This window comes from Streptomyces sp. NPDC059696 (assembly GCF_042733745.1).
Classification (GTDB): domain Bacteria; phylum Actinomycetota; class Actinomycetes; order Streptomycetales; family Streptomycetaceae; genus Streptomyces.
Genome location: NZ_JBHWFG010000001.1, coordinates 272,057 through 287,013, shown reverse-complemented (window position 1 = coordinate 287,013; position 14,957 = coordinate 272,057). Strand labels below are relative to the sequence as shown.

The 14,957-nt window shown below is 68.8% G+C and carries 15 protein-coding genes and 1 pseudogene; 7 read left to right on the top strand and 9 right to left on the bottom strand.

From position 1 onward, the window contains the following. Nucleotides 1-9: 9 nt before the first annotated feature. The 4 genes from ACFV20_RS01310 to ychF form a co-directional block, all read right to left on the bottom strand. A complete protein-coding gene (locus ACFV20_RS01310) occupies nucleotides 10-177 on the bottom strand; it encodes a hypothetical protein (protein ID WP_385650989.1) in 168 nt (55 codons plus the stop codon). After that, entirely contained in the window at nucleotides 174-1,451 is a 1,278-nt protein-coding gene (locus tag ACFV20_RS01305) for a restriction endonuclease subunit S (RefSeq protein ID WP_385650986.1), read from the bottom strand. The genes ACFV20_RS01310 and ACFV20_RS01305 overlap by 4 nt, the downstream gene beginning before the upstream one ends. Further along, nucleotides 1,448-3,193, bottom strand: coding sequence for an N-6 DNA methylase (locus tag ACFV20_RS01300; RefSeq protein ID WP_385650984.1), 1,746 nt, complete (start codon nucleotides 3,191-3,193; stop codon nucleotides 1,448-1,450). The genes ACFV20_RS01305 and ACFV20_RS01300 overlap by 4 nt, the downstream gene beginning before the upstream one ends. A 289-nt stretch (nucleotides 3,194-3,482) precedes the next feature. Beyond that, on the bottom strand, nucleotides 3,483-4,571 hold the full coding sequence (gene ychF, locus ACFV20_RS01295; protein ID WP_385650981.1) for a redox-regulated ATPase YchF: 1,089 nt from the start codon (nucleotides 4,569-4,571) through the stop codon (nucleotides 3,483-3,485). A 190-nt stretch (nucleotides 4,572-4,761) separates the two neighbouring features. Between ychF and ACFV20_RS01290 the strand changes: the two genes are divergently transcribed. Further along, a complete protein-coding gene (locus ACFV20_RS01290; protein WP_385650978.1) occupies nucleotides 4,762-5,355 on the top strand; it encodes a DUF6542 domain-containing protein in 594 nt (197 codons plus the stop codon). Between the two features lie 129 nt (nucleotides 5,356-5,484). Here ACFV20_RS01290 and ppgK read toward each other — a convergent pair whose 3' ends face one another. Further along, on the bottom strand, nucleotides 5,485-6,231 hold the full coding sequence (gene ppgK, locus ACFV20_RS01285) for a polyphosphate--glucose phosphotransferase (protein WP_385650976.1): 747 nt from the start codon (nucleotides 6,229-6,231) through the stop codon (nucleotides 5,485-5,487). Nucleotides 6,232-6,299: 68 nt separating this feature from the next. Next, nucleotides 6,300-7,325 (bottom strand): 4-hydroxy-3-methylbut-2-enyl diphosphate reductase, encoded by a 1,026-nt coding sequence (locus tag ACFV20_RS01280; RefSeq protein WP_385650973.1) that lies wholly within the window; start codon nucleotides 7,323-7,325, stop codon nucleotides 6,300-6,302. A 103-nt stretch (nucleotides 7,326-7,428) separates the two neighbouring features. On the opposite strand from ACFV20_RS01280, the pseudogene ACFV20_RS01275 reads away from it, so the two are divergent. The 4 genes and pseudogenes from ACFV20_RS01275 to ACFV20_RS01260 all read left to right on the top strand — a co-directional run. Then, nucleotides 7,429-7,709 (top strand): annotated as a pseudogene (locus ACFV20_RS01275) (amino acid permease); the annotation flags it as partial. 38 nt (nucleotides 7,710-7,747) lie between these two features. Further along, a complete protein-coding gene (gene xseA, locus ACFV20_RS01270) occupies nucleotides 7,748-8,956 on the top strand; it encodes an exodeoxyribonuclease VII large subunit (protein ID WP_385650971.1) in 1,209 nt (402 codons plus the stop codon). 9 nt (nucleotides 8,957-8,965) lie between these two features. After that, nucleotides 8,966-9,211, top strand: a complete 246-nt coding sequence (locus ACFV20_RS01265; RefSeq protein ID WP_385650968.1) for an exodeoxyribonuclease VII small subunit — start codon at nucleotides 8,966-8,968, stop codon at nucleotides 9,209-9,211. Between the two features lie 128 nt (nucleotides 9,212-9,339). Then, nucleotides 9,340-9,930 carry a malonic semialdehyde reductase gene (locus ACFV20_RS01260; protein WP_385650965.1) on the top strand — a complete coding sequence of 197 codons (591 nt, stop codon included), beginning with the start codon at nucleotides 9,340-9,342 and terminating at the stop codon, nucleotides 9,928-9,930. A gap of 79 nt (nucleotides 9,931-10,009) precedes the next feature. On the opposite strand, the gene ACFV20_RS01255 is transcribed toward ACFV20_RS01260, so the two are convergent. After that, a complete protein-coding gene (locus ACFV20_RS01255) occupies nucleotides 10,010-10,534 on the bottom strand; it encodes a DUF4245 domain-containing protein (RefSeq protein ID WP_385650962.1) in 525 nt (174 codons plus the stop codon). Nucleotides 10,535-10,661: 127 nt separating this feature from the next. Here ACFV20_RS01255 and glpX point away from each other — a divergent pair, with 127 nt between their 5' ends. After that, complete coding sequence (gene glpX / locus ACFV20_RS01250) at nucleotides 10,662-11,696, top strand: class II fructose-bisphosphatase (protein ID WP_385650959.1); 1,035 nt, start codon at nucleotides 10,662-10,664, stop codon at nucleotides 11,694-11,696. A gap of 162 nt (nucleotides 11,697-11,858) precedes the next feature. Here the strand turns inward: glpX and ACFV20_RS01245 are convergent, their stop codons facing one another. After that, nucleotides 11,859-12,236, bottom strand: coding sequence for a WhiB family transcriptional regulator (locus tag ACFV20_RS01245; protein ID WP_385650956.1), 378 nt, complete (start codon nucleotides 12,234-12,236; stop codon nucleotides 11,859-11,861). 114 nt (nucleotides 12,237-12,350) lie between these two features. Continuing rightward, on the bottom strand, nucleotides 12,351-13,067 hold the full coding sequence (locus ACFV20_RS01240) for a DUF1707 domain-containing protein (RefSeq protein ID WP_385650953.1): 717 nt from the start codon (nucleotides 13,065-13,067) through the stop codon (nucleotides 12,351-12,353). 166 nt (nucleotides 13,068-13,233) lie between these two features. Between ACFV20_RS01240 and ACFV20_RS01235 the strand changes: the two genes are divergently transcribed. After that, nucleotides 13,234-14,904 (top strand): fumarate hydratase, encoded by a 1,671-nt coding sequence (locus ACFV20_RS01235; protein ID WP_385650952.1) that lies wholly within the window; start codon nucleotides 13,234-13,236, stop codon nucleotides 14,902-14,904. Nucleotides 14,905-14,957: the final 53 nt, after the last annotated feature.

Here is a 14,957-nt window from a genome sequence, read left to right as displayed (position 1 = left end):
ATATAACACCTAAATCTGCGTCGCCTCCAGCCACGCGAACAGATCCGCCGGGAACAGCGCTCGCTCGCGGTCGTACTCGCCTCCGTCGTGGTCATTCGCCGAGTACAGCCAGCCGCGTGCCTCGAGGTACTCGCAGATCTCCTTTTCAAAGGCCGCCTCGTTGTGGTCGGCCATCACGCCGCCACTCGTACGTCGATCTGACCTGTCACGGCTGCCGTGATCAGTGCCGAACGGCGCTCGCGAGCGAGATCGATGAATCCTTCGGCCTCAGCAATGAGCGTGTCGATCTTCGCAGTTTGCTCATCCAGATACGCAGCGATGCGGCGTTGCTCATCGAGTGGCGGACGCAACAAGGGAGCTTCACCCAACTCGTCACGATTGATCTTAGGCATCTTGACCCTTAGCGAAGCAAGCGTCACAAATGCGTGGAAGGGATGGGCGAGCATGAAGTACATGAGGTACCTGTGGTCGTCGTTGCGCCTGCTCGACATCGCGTACATATCGGCACTGGTCAGACAGTCTTCAACTGCGATCGCAACCTTGTTGAGTGCTGGCCGGATCTTGGAGTAGAGAATCTGCCCCGCGCTAGCCATGTACTTGCCGCTGTCAGCCCCCTGCTCGCGTGCCGTTTCACGGCCGACGATTCTTCCCGTGCCTGACTGAATGTGGTTCGGCGCGACCAGGACCATGTCAATCCACGGATCCTCCTTCGGGTCGACCTGGCCACCGTTCACATCCATTTCGCGGCTGAAACGGCTGACCGTCCAATGCGCAGGGACGGGCCCAAGGTAGAGGTTGTTGCTGTCAACCAGTGCAGCGTTGTCCAAGCCGCGGGTCGCTGCATGTGTAATTACGGCAGACCGCCGCTCGCGGAGCATCGCGATCAGTCGCTGCTGCTCCTCAATGAGTGTGTTGATGCGGGACGTCTCGCGGTCAAGGTAGTCGGCGATGGCGCGCTGTTCTTCCAGCGGCGGCACTGGGATCGCCATGCTGAGGAAGACGTCAGGGTAGATCCGAAGGCGCGACGACCAGATGCCGCGGGAGAGGCGAGTCATCTCCATCACGTACGGCGTCGATCGGTAGAGGTAGTCGTAAAACCCAGGACAGAAGGCTGCGTTCTGACGTGGCCTGTACACACCGTACGCAGGGCTCACGATGCCAGCCTGCTTCGAGACGCCGAGCGCTCCCATCCACGCCCACATCGTATTAATGACGAGATCGCCCGCCTCCACGAGGCGGTAGCCATCGAGGCTCTCCGCAGCAGTCATCGTCACGTTCTTCTCTGACCTCGGGGTGATCCCAGTCAGATGCGACACGCTGAGAAGTTCCTCTGTGCCTTCGGGCGAGACCGACAGCGACTCTGCCAGGAGTTCTTTGTTTCTACTCCAGCGCCAGTGGGATGGGACGTTGCCGGCCCAAGCCTGCTCAAGATCAAACTGTGCAAGTGTCATCCCTCAACCTCCCGCAGCAGATCGAGGATCTTGGCAACCTGCTTCTCCAGGTCGGCGTCGATCTCCGCGAGCGGACGAGGCGGAACGTACTTGTAGAAGTGCCGCGTAAAGGGAATCTCGTAACCCGTCTTGGTCTTGGCCCAGTCGATCCAGGCGTCGGGAACGTGCGGCTTCACCTCCGCATCGAAGTACGCCTGGATGACTTCGCGCTCCGCCGCCGCGCCGGCGGTCGAGCCGCCGTAGGTGAAGGGCACGTTCTCCGTGTCGCGCTTCTTCGAATCGGGCTTCGGTTCGCCCTTGCGGTTGACGACAGGGTTCCCGCCCTCGTCCAGCAGGGGGCGCTCGACGGTGACCGTCCAGTAGCCGAACTGGTCGTTGCGCAGCACCTTGGAGAGCTCGGGATCGGCGTCCTCGAAGTCGTCGTACAGCCGCAGGACCTCGGCGCGGTCGGCGTCGCTGATCTCGCGTCCCTTGGCGCCGAGGTTCTTGCGCATCTTGGTCCAGAACGACGTGCCGTCGATCAGCTGCACCTTGCCCTGGCGGTCGGGGTGCTTGGTGTTGTCCAGGATCCAGATGTAGGTGGCGATGCCGGTGTTGAAGAACATGTTGGTCGGCAAGGCGACGATCGCCTCGACGAGGTCGTTCTCCAACAGCCACCGGCGGATGTTGGAAGGGCCGGACTCAGCAGCGCCGTTGAAGAGCGGAGAGCCGTTCATGACGATGCCGACGCGGCCGCCACCGTCCTCGGGTGCGCGCATCTTGTGGGCCAGGTGGAGCAGGAAGAGCATCTGTCCGTCGGAAGTCGCGGGGAGGCCCGGTGCGAAGCGGCCGTAGGGGCCGGCGGAGTCTCGCTCCTCCTTGACCGCCTTGGCGTACTGCTTCCAGTCCACGCCGTAGGGCGGATTGGACATGCAGTAGTCGAACTGGCGGCCCTTGAAGGCGTCGTCGGTGAGCGTGTTACCGAAGGCAATGTTGGTCGCGTCGTGGCCCTTGGCGAGCAGGTCGGACTTGCAGATGGCGTACGACTGCGGGTTGTACTCCTGGCCGTACAAGCCCAGCTTCGCGTCGGGGTTCCCTGCGAGCAGGTGCTCCTCTGCCAGGGAGAGCATGCCGCCGGTGCCGGCGGTGGGGTCGTACAGCGATCGGATGATGCCGCCTTCGGTGAGGTCGACATCCTTCTCCGCAAAGAGCAGGTCGACCAGCAGCCGGATCGCATCGCGCGGCGTGTAATGGTCGCCGGAGGTCTCGTTCGCTGCCTCGTTGAACTTGCGGATGATGTATTCGAAGGCGTCACCCATGTCGGCGTTCGACACCACATCGGGGTGAAGGTCGACCTTGCCGAAAGACTTGACGATCTCGCGTAGGAGCCCGGCCTTCTCCAGAGCCAGGATCTCCTTCTTGAAGTCGAAGTACTCGAACACGTCCACATCGCTGGAGAACCGGTCGATGTAGTCGGCCAGGTTGTCCGCCAGCCCGTCCGCGTCGGCCAGCAGGTTCGCGAACGAGTAGTTGGAGGTGTTGTAGAAGGTCCGTCCTGTGGCCTTCTTGACCTCGACCTTGAGCCGGTTCGGGTTCTCGAACTTCGATGCCAGCTCCCGTACCACCTCACAATCCGGCTCGAGCACGCAGTCGAGCCGCCGCAGGATCGTGAACGGGAGGACCACCGTCCCGTACTGGTTGGGGCGATAGGGGCCCCGAAGCTGGTCAGCGATTGACCAAATGAAGCTACCGAGCGTGCTCACAAGTTCCTCACGAGAATCGTCTAGGGGTGCCGACCACTTTGCCAGAGCCAGCAGCCACGGTCCCTGCGGTTCGGCCAGTCACCGGAGTGGAACCCAGCACCGGCAGCGAATCCACGTCCCAGCACAATCCCAGTACGGGACGGATGACCAGGGATGACGACAGGTGACGAGGGGTCAGCTATCCCAGCACCATCCCAGCACGGGAAAAAGTAAGGGCCCGACCCCGAAGAGCCGGACCCTCTCTGGCCTGCACGTTTGCCAGATCAGCGACGTGGTGCTGAGTCACCCGCTAAACGTTGAAGCGGAACTCCACCACGTCCCCGTCCTGCATCACATAGTCCTTGCCCTCCATGCGCGCCTTGCCCTTCGCGCGGGCCTCCGCGACCGAGCCCGTCTCCACCAGGTCGTCGAAGGAGATGACCTCCGCCTTGATGAAGCCCTTCTGGAAGTCGGTGTGGATGACACCGGCCGCCTCGGGGGCCGTGGCGCCCTTCTTGATCGTCCAGGCGCGGGATTCCTTGGGGCCCGCGGTCAGGTACGTCTGGAGCCCCAGGGTGCGGAAGCCGACGTGCGCCAGGGTCGCGAGGCCCGGCTCCTCCTGGCCGACGGACTGGAGGAGTTCCAGTGCCTCCTCCTCGTCGAGCTCGGCGAGGTCCGCCTCCAGCTTGGCGTTGAGGAAGATCGCCTCGGCCGGGGCGACCAGGGCCCGCTGCTCGTTCTTGAAGTCGTCGTCGGTCAGCTCGTCCTCGTCGACGTTGAAGACGTAGAGGAACGGCTTGGTGGTGAGCAGGTGCAGGTCGTGCAGGAGCTCCTCGTTGCCGGAGCCCTGGACGATGCCCGCGGAGAACAGCGTGTCGCCCTTCTCCAGGATCTCCTTGGCCTCCTCGACGGCCTTGACCTTCGGCGCGATGTCCTTCTTGATGCGCGACTCCTTCTGGAGGCGCGGCAGGACCTTCTCGATGGTCTGCAGGTCCGCGAGGATCAGCTCGGTGTTGATCGTCTCGATGTCGTCCTTGGGCGAGACCTTGCCGTCCACGTGCACGACGTTCTCGTCCTTGAAGGCACGGATGACCTGGCAGATCGCGTCGGACTCGCGGATGTTCGCGAGGAACTTGTTGCCGAGGCCCTCGCCCTCGGACGCGCCGCGCACGATGCCGGCGATGTCGACGAAGTCCACCGTGGCCGGGAGCACCCGCTGCGAGGAGAAGATCTCGGCCAGTTTGGTGAGGCGCGGGTCGGGGACGCCGACCACGCCGACGTTCGGCTCGATGGTGGCGAACGGGTAGTTGGCCGCCAGCACGTCGTTCTTGGTCAGGGCGTTGAACAGGGTCGACTTGCCGACATTCGGCAGACCGACGATTCCGATCGTGAGCGACACGTTGCGACTTCCCGTGAGTGGAGGGCCAGGGGGCCGGGTTCCCGTGAGTGGAGGGCCAGGGGACCGGCCGATCCACCAGTCTACGGCGTGTCCGGATCCGTCCCGGCGACGTATCGAACGCTTGGCCAAGCCTCGGCCGACGGCGTGTCTGTCGGCCTATTCGGCATATTGAACGACCTAAGTTGGTGCGGTGGAGCGATACAGGACGCGATCTCCCCAGTACGGACCGCGACGGGACCGGCCCAGGCCGCCCCGCCAACCCGTGCCGTCCCAGGCGGGGCGGGGGGCGGGGGGTGAGCCCGTGCGTGCGGCACGGCCGCCCGGGCCGCGGCGCCGACCGGAGCCGGTACGCAGGCCCGCGCCCGTGCCGTCGCCCGCCATCGCGGGGCTGCCGAACCCCCGGCTGACCGGGCTGGGCAGCGGGCTGTTCTGCATGGCGGTGATGGTCCTGCTGGGCGCGCTGTGCGCCGCGCTGTTCGGGGCGTCCCTGACGGCGTACGGCGTGCTGTTCCTGCCGGTGTGCGTGCTGACCGCCCTCTGGGTGCGCCGGGGGGACCTGATGACGGCGCCCGTGGTGGTGCCGATCGCGTTCGCCGCGGGGCTGCTGCCGGTGGCCGACGACGAGGGCGGGACCGGCGGCACGCTGATGGGCCTGGTGACGGCACTCGCCACACAGGCGGGCTGGCTGTACGGCGGCACTCTCGTCGCCGGGGTGATCGTGATCGTCCGGCGGATCCGGCTGGTGCACCGGCGGCGGACCGCGGGGGCCCGGCCGCCGCACTGACACTCCGCGGGCCGGGACGGACCCGGGTGCCGTGACCGCGCGGGCACAGTCCCGCCTGTCGCGCCCCGTGGCGGGTGACGGGACGGCACGAAGCACCCCAGGGCGGGTGACGGGACGGCCCGAAGCACCCTAGTGCTCCACCGCTCGCATCGCCGCGCCCACGATGCCCGCGTTGTTCTGCAGCTGCGCCGGGACGATCTCCGCCTTGATGCCCTCGATGTGGGGCAGGAACTTGTGGGACTTGCGGCTGACACCGCCGCCGATGATGAACAGCTCCGGCGAGAACAGCATCTCGACGTGGGCCAGGTAGGGGCGCACGCGGTGCACCGCCCAGTGCTCCCACGTCATGTCGTGGTCCTCGCGCGCCTTGCTGGAGGCCCGCTTCTCCGCGTCGTGCCCGTGGAGCTCCAGGTGGCCCAGCTCGGTGTTGGGGACCAGGACGCCGTCGACGAAGACCGCGCTGCCGATGCCGGTGCCGAGGGTCAGCAGGACCACCGTGCCCCGGCGGTCGCGGCCGGCGCCGAAGTGCATCTCGGCGACGCCCGCCGCGTCCGCGTCGTTGACCACCGTCACCGGCAGACCGCCCAGCCGCTCGCCGAGCAGCGCACGCGCATCGGTGTCGATCCAGCTGTCGTCGACGTTGGCCGCCGTGCGGATCGTGGCTCCGTCGGTGACCACGCCCGGGAAGGTCACTCCGACCGGGCCCGTCCAGCCGAAGTGGTCGACGACCTGCTTGACGCCGTCGGCCACCGACTCGGGCGTGGCCGGGTGGGGGGTGAGGACCTTGTGACGCTCCTGCGCCAGGTCGCCCTTGTCCAGGTCCACCGGCGCACCCTTGATCCCGGATCCGCCGATGTCCACTCCGAAGATCTGCATGGCCCTACGTTACGACGAAGGACTGACCGTCACAGGCCGGACCGCTGAGCTGCCCGGCCCGTTCCCGATCACTCCCCGGAATGTTCACCGGTCCCGGCGCCGCCGCGCTCGGCGGCCAGGGCGGCGGCCTCTTCGCGCAGGTCGCGCCGCAGCTCCTTGGGCAGGGAGAACGTGATGGACTCCTCGGCCGCCTTGACGATCTCGACGTCCTCGAAGCCACGCTCGGAAAGGAACTCCAGGACCTGCTCGACCAGGATCTCCGGGACGGAGGCGCCGGAGGTGACACCGACCGTGTTCACGCCCTCCAGCCAGGCCTCGTCGATCTCGTCGGCGAAGTCCACGAGGTAGGCCTCGCGGGCACCGGCGATCTTGGCGACCTCGACGAGCCGCTTGGAGTTGGAGGAGTTGCGCGAGCCGACCACGATGACGAGGTCCGACTCGGCGCCCATCTGCTTCACGGCCAGCTGGCGGTTCTGCGTGGCGTAGCAGATGTCGTCGCTGGGCGGGGAGATGAGCTGCGGGAACTTGTCCTTCAGGGCGTCGACGGTCTCCATGGTCTCGTCGACGGACAGCGTGGTCTGGGAGAGCCAGACGACCTTGGAGGGGTCGCGGACCTCGACCTTCGCCACATCGCCCGGGCCGTCCACGAGCTGGATGTGGTCGGGGGCCTCGCCGGAGGTGCCGATGACCTCCTCGTGGCCCTCGTGGCCGATCAGGAGGATGTCGTAGTCCTCGTTCGCGAAGCGGACGGCTTCCTTGTGGACCTTGGTGACCAGCGGGCAGGTGGCGTCGATGGTGGCGAGCCTGCCGCGCTCGGCCTCCTCGTGGACGACGGGGGCCACGCCGTGCGCGGAGAACATGACGATGTTCCCCGGGGGCACTTCCTCCGTCTGTTCGACGAAGATCGCGCCCTTCTTCTCCAGGGTCTGCACGACGTACTTGTTGTGGACGATCTCGTGCCGGACGTACACCGGAGCGCCGTACTGCTCCAGGGCTTTCTCGACGGCGATCACGGCGCGGTCCACACCCGCGCAGTAGCCACGGGGGGCGGCGAGCAGGACACGGCGGCCAGGCGAAGCAGACATGCGTCCCATCGTAAGGCCGCGTTCGGCGGGTCAAAGATCGCGTGGGTGCACAGTCCCCGGGAAGACTGACACGGCGTGACGCGAGTGACGTACGGCGGGAGCGGAGGCACGGGTGCCCGAGACCGGAACGGCGGCCTCCCGGGCCGCGGGGGAACCCGCGCTGCGGCGCAGTCTCGGCTTCCGTGACCTGGTCGTCCACGGGCTGCTGTTCATCGCGCCGATGGCGCCGGTGGGCGTGTTCGGCACGCTGGACGCGAAGTCGCACGGCGCGGTCGCGCTGGTCGTGTCGTCGCCGCCGTGAGGGGGACGGCGCGCGCGGGGCGGCCGGCCCGCGCGCGCCGACGGCCCCGTGCGTCGTCCGCGTGGGGCGAGGCCGGTGTCGGCAGGGCTGCTGAGCGGTGTTGTCGGCGGTGCCCACTACCCTCGCGGGCATGGCTGTGAACACGACTCCGGAAGCCCCGCTGCCCGTCGGTGAGGTGTCGCGGCTCATCGGGGGCTGGATCGACCGGCTCGGCGCGGTGTGGGTCGAGGGGCAGATCACGCAGTTGTCGCGGCGGCCGGGCGCCGGTGTGGTGTTCCTGACCCTGCGGGACCCCTCGCACGACATCTCCGTCAGCGTCACCTGCTACCGGCAGGTGTTCGACGCCGTCGCGGACGTGGTGAGCGAGGGTGCCCGGGTCGTCGTCCTCGCGAAGCCCGAGTGGTACGCGCCGCGGGGGCAGCTGTCGCTGCGGGCCGCCGAGATACGGCCCGTCGGGGTCGGTGAGCTGCTCGCGCGGCTGGAGCAGCTGAAGAAGGCGCTGGCGCGCGAGGGGCTGTTCGCGCCGGAGCGCAAGAAGCCGCTGCCGTTCCTGCCGCAGCTGATCGGGCTGGTCTGCGGACGGGCCTCGGCCGCCGAGCGGGACGTGCTGGAGAACGCCCGGCACCGCTGGCCCGCCGTGCGCTTCGAGGTGCGCAACGTCGCCGTGCAGGGCGTGCACGCGGTGCCCCAGGTGGTGCAGGCCGTCAAAGAGCTCGACGCGCTCGACGACGTGGACGTGATCATCGTCGCGCGGGGCGGCGGCAGTGTGGAGGACCTGCTGCCGTTCTCCGACGAGCAGCTGATCCGCACGGTCGCGCAGTGCCGTACGCCGGTGGTGTCCGCCATCGGGCACGAACCGGACAACCCGCTGCTGGACCAGGTCGCCGACCTGCGCGCCTCCACGCCGACCGACGCCGCGAAGAAGGTCGTGCCGGACGTCGGCGAGGAGCTGGAGCGGGTGCGGCTGCTGCGGGACCGGGCGCGGCGGTGTGTGGCGGCGCTGGTGGAGCGCGAGGAGCGCGGGCTGGCGCACGCGCTGGCGCGGCCGTCGATAGAGGACCCGCACCGGATGATCGACGTGCGGGCCGACCAGGTGGCGGACCTGCTCGACCGGGGCCGGCGGTGCCTGCGGCACCAGCTCGACCGGGCGGACTCGGAGCTGGCGCACACGCACGCGCGCGTGGTGGCCCTCTCCCCCGCCGCGACCCTGAAGCGCGGGTACGCCGTGCTGCAGAGGGCGGACGGGCACGCCGTCCGCGACCCGGGCGAGGTGACGCCCGGCGAGGCCCTGCGGGCGCGGGTCTCCGAGGGTGAGTTCTCCGTACGAGTGGACACATAGGGTGGGTGGATGACCAGCGAGGTTGACGAGACACCGGGCACGAGCGAGGCGCTCGGGTACGAGCAGGCGCGGGACGAGCTGATCGAGGTCGTCCGGCGCCTGGAGGCGGGCGGTACGACGCTGGAGGAGTCCCTCGCGCTGTGGGAGCGCGGCGAGGAGCTGGCCAAGGTGTGCCGGCGCTGGCTGGACGGGGCCCGGGCGCGGCTGGACGCGGCGCTGGCGGAGGAGGCTTCGCAGGACGCGGACGCGGACTGACCGGACGGGACCGTTCGGTTCGGGGTGACACACGACACCCTCACATTAGTTGAACGTTGAACTTCACTAGCGTACGGTCGAAGCCGTCAGCCGATCTTCCGGACCGACCGTCGCGAGAAAGTGCCTTCATGTCCCTCGTTCTTGACCCCGCCGCCCAGGACCTGCTGTTCCGCGAGGCCCGATCCGCCAACACCTTCACCGACGAGCCGGTGACCGACGAGCAGGTGCGGGCGATCTACGACCTGGTCAAGTACGGTCCGACCGCCTTCAACCAGACCCCGCTGCGCATCACCCTGGTCCGCTCCCCCGAGGCCCGTGAGCGCCTGGTCGCGCACATGGCCGAGGGCAACCGGCCCAAGACCGCGAGCGCCCCGCTGGTGGCGATCCTCTCCGCGGACAACGAGTTCCACGAGGAACTGCCGCACCTGTTCCCGGCCGCGCCGCAGATCAAGGACATCTTCTTCACCGAGCGCCCGGTCCGCGAGAACGCCGCCGCGCTGAACGCCGCTCTCCAGGCCGCCTACTTCATCGTCGGCGTGCGCGCCGCCGGTCTCGCCGCCGGCCCGATGACCGGCTTCGACTTCGAGGGCGTCCGCAAGGAGTTCCTGGACGACGACCACACCCCGCTGATGATCGTCAACATCGGCCGCCCCGGCCCGGACGCCTGGCACCCGCGCTCCCCGCGCCTGGACTTCGACCAGGTCGTCACGACCGTCTGAGCCACACCCGCGCCCCGCACGCGGAAGGCCCCCGGCGACCGCTTAGGTTCTAGCGGCCGGGGGCCTTCCGCATGCCTGTTCACTTCGTCTGCAGCGCCTCGGCCATCTTCGTCAGCTGCGCGAACGACGCGGTGCCCGTCACGACCGTCGTCGAGCCCTCGGTGCCCTCCAGGACCAGCGCGTCGTAGCGGCCGCCCTCGTAGCGGGTCCAGGTCTTCCCGTCGATCTCCTGGGTCCTGTCCGTCTCGTGAGCGCCCTGCGTCGCCTCGTCCAGGAAGACCGGGCGCCGCTGAGCGGACTGCTCGACCGCCACGTACTCCCCCTCGGGATCGTGGAAGCCGAGGTGCCAGGCGTCGAACGCGTCACCGCGGAAACGGACGGAGGTGGCCTTCCACGCGTCGGACAGCCCCTCGGGCGCGGCCACGGGGTAGGACGCGGCGCGACGTGCCGTGAGCAGCTCGACCCGGTAGTCGACGGCCTTGACGTCGGGCGGGCTGTCGTCGTGCGGGATGAAGAGGTACACGAAGCCCGCCACCAGGATGATGACCCCCATGGAGAGGATCATGTCCCGCGCCGTCTTCTGATTGCCGTTCTCGCGTGCCACGCCCCCTATCGTCGCAGGTCCCTGCCGCGCTCATCCGTGGGGGCCCCTGCTCAATTTGGCGACTCGGGGATAGAGTCGGGCGACAACACCCTCATCCGGCCGTCGTCGTACAGAAAGGTGCGCTCCGATGACCGAGCATCATCATTTGCCGTCCGAACTCGATGTGCCCTCCGAGGCCCCCGACCGCAACCTCGCCCTGGAGCTCGTCCGGGTCACCGAGGCGGCGGCGATGGCCGCGGGCCGTTGGGTCGGGCGGGGTGACAAGAACGGCGCCGACGGTGCCGCGGTGCGTGCCATGCGGACCCTCGTCTCCACCGTCTCGATGAACGGCGTCGTCGTCATCGGCGAGGGCGAGAAGGACGAAGCCCCGATGCTGTTCAACGGGGAGCGCGTGGGCGACGGGACCGGGCCCGAGTGCGACATCGCCGTCGACCCGATCGACGGCACCACGCTGACCGCGAAGGGCATGACGAACGCGATCGCGGTGCTGGCCGCCGCCGAACGCGGGTCCATGTTCGACCCGTCCGCCGTCTTCTACATGGACAAGCTCGTCACCGGACCGGAGGCGGCCGACTTCGTCGACATCAACGCCCCGGTGGCGGTGAACATCCGCCGGGTCGCCAGGGCGAAGCGCTCCGCGCCGGAGGACGTGACGGTGGTGATCCTCGACCGGCCGCGGCACGAGGGCATCATCAAGGAGATCCGGGAGACCGGGGCGCGCATCAAGCTGATCTCCGACGGTGACGTGGCCGGCTCGATCCTGGCGCTGCGCGAGGGCACGGGCGTCGACCTGCTGCTCGGCATCGGCGGCACGCCGGAGGGCATCATCTCGGCCTGCGCCGTGAAGTGCCTGGGCGGCACGATCCAGGGCAAGCTGTGGCCCAAGGACGACGAGGAGCGGCAGCGGGCGATCGACGCGGGGCACGACCTCGACCGCGTGCTGACGACCGAGGACCTCGTCACCGGCGAGAACGTGTTCTTCGTGGCGACCGGCATCACGGACGGCGAGCTGCTGCGGGGAGTTCGCTACCGGGCGGAGACCGCGACGACCGACTCGATCGTGATGCGGTCGCGCTCCGGCACGGTGCGCAGAATCGATTCGGAGCACCGGCTGAGCAAGCTGCGGGCGTACAGCGCGATCGACTTCGACAAGGGCAAGTAGCGCGGCCCGGCCCGGGGGCGCGGGCGCGGGCGTGGCCCGCGGCGCGTGCGTGGCCGGTCGCGCTGCGCGGCCCCGTGCAGGGCCGGCGCCCCCGAGCAGGCCGAATGCAGGAGAAGGGCGTCCCCGGTGCGGTGGGGACGCCCTTCCCGTGCTGCTCGGCCGTCAGCCGGCCGCGGCTATCCGGTCCGCAGGACGGGCCGCCTTCTTCAGCTCCATCTCGCGGCGGCGGCGCCGGGCCAGGACCACGCGGCGCTCCGCGGCGGTGAGCCCGCCCCAGACGCCGTAGGGCTCGGGCTGGAGCAGGGCGTGCTCGCGGCACTCGACCATCACGGGACACCGGGCGCAGACCCGCTTCGCCGCTTCCTCCCGGGACAGCCGCGCGGCGGTCGGCTCCTTGGAGGGGGCGAAGAACAGGCCGGCCTCGTCGCGCCGGCACACCGCCTCGGTGTGCCACGGGGCGTCCTGGTCCCTGTCTCGCGCTGGCACCCGCGGGGCCGGAACGGCAGCTACCTGCAGGGACGAATGCGTCGGTTGCAGCACGGTCTACTCCTGACGACGGCTTCGCGAGCGAGAGACGATGCAGCAAGGCCTACCCGCTGTGCGCGCGCCTATGCACTGAGTTCCGAACCGCCGCCTTCAGGGGATTCGCGACTGTCAATGCCCCAGGTGCTTGCGCAAACTCCGGTCGACCTTGCGCTGCACCCGGTCCAGGATGTCCGCGACGACCTTGCCCCGCCTCGGCCGCGCCTCGACGCTGCCCAGCACGGCCCAGCCGTCCACGTAGACGATGGGGGCCTCCGGTTCTTCCGAGTCGAGCGTGGCCACCTCGAAGCTGCCGAGGACGCCGCCGCCCATGCCGCGCAGCGACACGTTCTCCGGGACGCGGATGTCGACGCTGCCGAAGATCGCGAACGACTTGACGACGACCTGCTGGTGGTCGAAGAGGGCCTCGCTGAGGTCTATCTCCACACTGCCGAAGATCGCGTAGGCGTGGATCCGCCGGCCCGCGCGCCGGCGGCCCTTGCGGACGGCACTGCTGAACACCGCGACCACGTTGTCGTCCGGGTCGAACGGGATGGCGCCGGCGGTGGGGCGCTGGGGTGCCGCGGGGTGGACGGGGCCGGGGTCGCGGCGGTGGGCAGCGGGCAGGTCCCGTATGAAGACCTCCAGCTCGCCGACGGTCTTGGCGCGCAGCACCCCCTCGACGCGCTCGGCGTGCTCGTCGGCGGTGAGACGGCCCTCGGCCAGGGCGTCGTGCAGGATGTCGGCGATGCGGTCGCGCTCGGCGTCGGAGGCGCGCAGCTCGGAGACGGCGGGCGCGCCCTGCTGCCGGGGCTCCGGCTTCTGGAGGTCCTGCTTCTGAAGGTCCACGGCACCAGCGTAGCGAAACACGATAGATCGCGATAGCCCCCTCACGCGCTCCAGTGTGACGAACTCAGCCCTCCCTCACGGGCTCGCCGTCGGCGGCAGGTTCTACGCTGGTTGGCGCTCGCCAACGGAGGCGGGCCGCCGTCCGTCGAGTGAGGAATGGGCTGAGATGCCTGAGTTCGCGTACACCGATCTGCTCCCCCAGGGAGAGGACACCACCCCCTACCGGCTGGTGACCTCCGAGGGCGTCTCCACGGTCGAGGGGCCGGACGGGCGGACCTTCCTGAAGGTGGAGCCGGAGGCGCTGCGCAAGCTCGCCGAAGAGGCCATCCACGACATCCAGCACTACCTGCGCCCGGCCCACCTCGCGCAGCTGCGCCGGATCATCGACGACCCCGAGGCCTCCGGCAACGACAAGTTCGTGGCGCTGGACCTGCTGAAGAACGCGAACATCGCGGCGGCGGGCGTGCTGCCGATGTGCCAGGACACCGGCACGGCGATCGTGATGGGCAAGCGCGGGCAGAACGTGCTCACCGAGGGCCGTGACGAGGAGGCCCTGAGCCGCGGCATCTACGACGCCTACCAGAACCTGAACCTGCGCTACTCGCAGATGGCTCCGCTCACCATGTGGGAGGAGAAGAACACCGGCTCCAACCTCCCCGCGCAGATCGAGCTGTACGCGGCCGACGGCGGCGCCTACAAGTTCCTGTTCATGGCCAAGGGCGGCGGCTCGGCCAACAAGTCGTTCCTGTACCAGGAGACGAAGGCCGTCCTGAACGAGTCCTCCATGATGAAGTTCCTGGAGGAGAAGATCCGCTCGCTCGGCACGGCGGCCTGCCCGCCGTACCACCTGGCGATCGTCGTCGGCGGTACCAGCGCCGAGTACGCCCTGAAGACGGCGAAGTACGCCTCCGCGCACTACCTGGACGAGATCCCGGCCGAGGGCTCGGAGCTGGGCCACGGCTTCCGGGACAAGGAGCTGGAGGAGAAGGTCTTCGAGCTGACCCAGAAGATCGGCATCGGCGCGCAGTTCGGCGGCAAGTACTTCTGCCACGACGTGCGCGTGGTGCGCCTGCCCCGGCACGGCGCGTCCTGCCCGGTGGCCATCGCGGTCTCCTGCTCCGCCGACCGCCAGGCCGTCGCGAAGATCACCGCCGAGGGCGTCTTCCTGGAGCAGCTGGAGACGGACCCGGCGCGCTTCCTGCCGGAGACGACCGACGAGCAGCTCGACGAGAGCGGCGACGTGGTGAAGATCGACCTGAACCAGCCGATGGAGACGATCCTCGCGGAGCTCACCAAGTACCCGGTGAAGACCCGCCTGTCCCTGACCGGCCCGCTGGTCGTGGCGCGCGACATCGCACACGCCAAGATCAAGGAGCGGCTGGACGCGGGCGAGGAGATGCCGCAGTACCTGAAGGACCACCCGGTGTACTACGCCGGTCCGGCGAAGACCCCCGAGGGCTACGCGTCGGGCTCCTTCGGCCCGACGACGGCCGGCCGGATGGACTCCTACGTGGAGCAGTTCCAGGCGGCGGGCGGCTCCAAGGTGATGCTCGCCAAGGGCAACCGCAGCAAGCAGGTCACGGACGCGTGCGACGCCCACGGCGGCTTCTACCTCGGTTCCATCGGCGGCCCGGCGGCGCGTCTGGCCCAGGACTGCATCAAGAAGGTCGAGGTCGTCGAGTACGAGGAGCTCGGCATGGAAGCGGTCTGGAAGATCGAGGTCGAGGACTTCCCGGCGTTCATCGTCGTCGACGACAAGGGCAACGACTTCTTCCAGGACCCGGCCCCGGCGCCGACGTTCACCTCCATTCCGGTACGGGGTCCCGGACTCGCCTGACGACGGCGGTGATGATTCGCCTCCACGGGGAACAGTGGTCGCGGCGCGGACGC

Coding starts and splice junctions, on each gene's coding strand:
- ACFV20_RS01305 (WP_385650986.1), bottom strand. CDS start 1,451: ATGACACTTGCACAGTTTGATCTTGAGCAGGCTTGGGCCGGCAACGTC.
- ppgK (WP_385650976.1), bottom strand. CDS start 6,231: ATGCAGATCTTCGGAGTGGACATCGGCGGATCCGGGATCAAGGGTGCG.
- ACFV20_RS01280 (WP_385650973.1), bottom strand. CDS start 7,325: ATGGGACGCATGTCTGCTTCGCCTGGCCGCCGTGTCCTGCTCGCCGCC.
- xseA (WP_385650971.1), top strand. CDS start 7,748: ATGGCTGTGAACACGACTCCGGAAGCCCCGCTGCCCGTCGGTGAGGTG.
- ACFV20_RS01265 (WP_385650968.1), top strand. CDS start 8,966: ATGACCAGCGAGGTTGACGAGACACCGGGCACGAGCGAGGCGCTCGGG.
- ACFV20_RS01260 (WP_385650965.1), top strand. CDS start 9,340: ATGTCCCTCGTTCTTGACCCCGCCGCCCAGGACCTGCTGTTCCGCGAG.
- glpX (WP_385650959.1), top strand. CDS start 10,662: ATGACCGAGCATCATCATTTGCCGTCCGAACTCGATGTGCCCTCCGAG.
- ACFV20_RS01235 (WP_385650952.1), top strand. CDS start 13,234: ATGCCTGAGTTCGCGTACACCGATCTGCTCCCCCAGGGAGAGGACACC.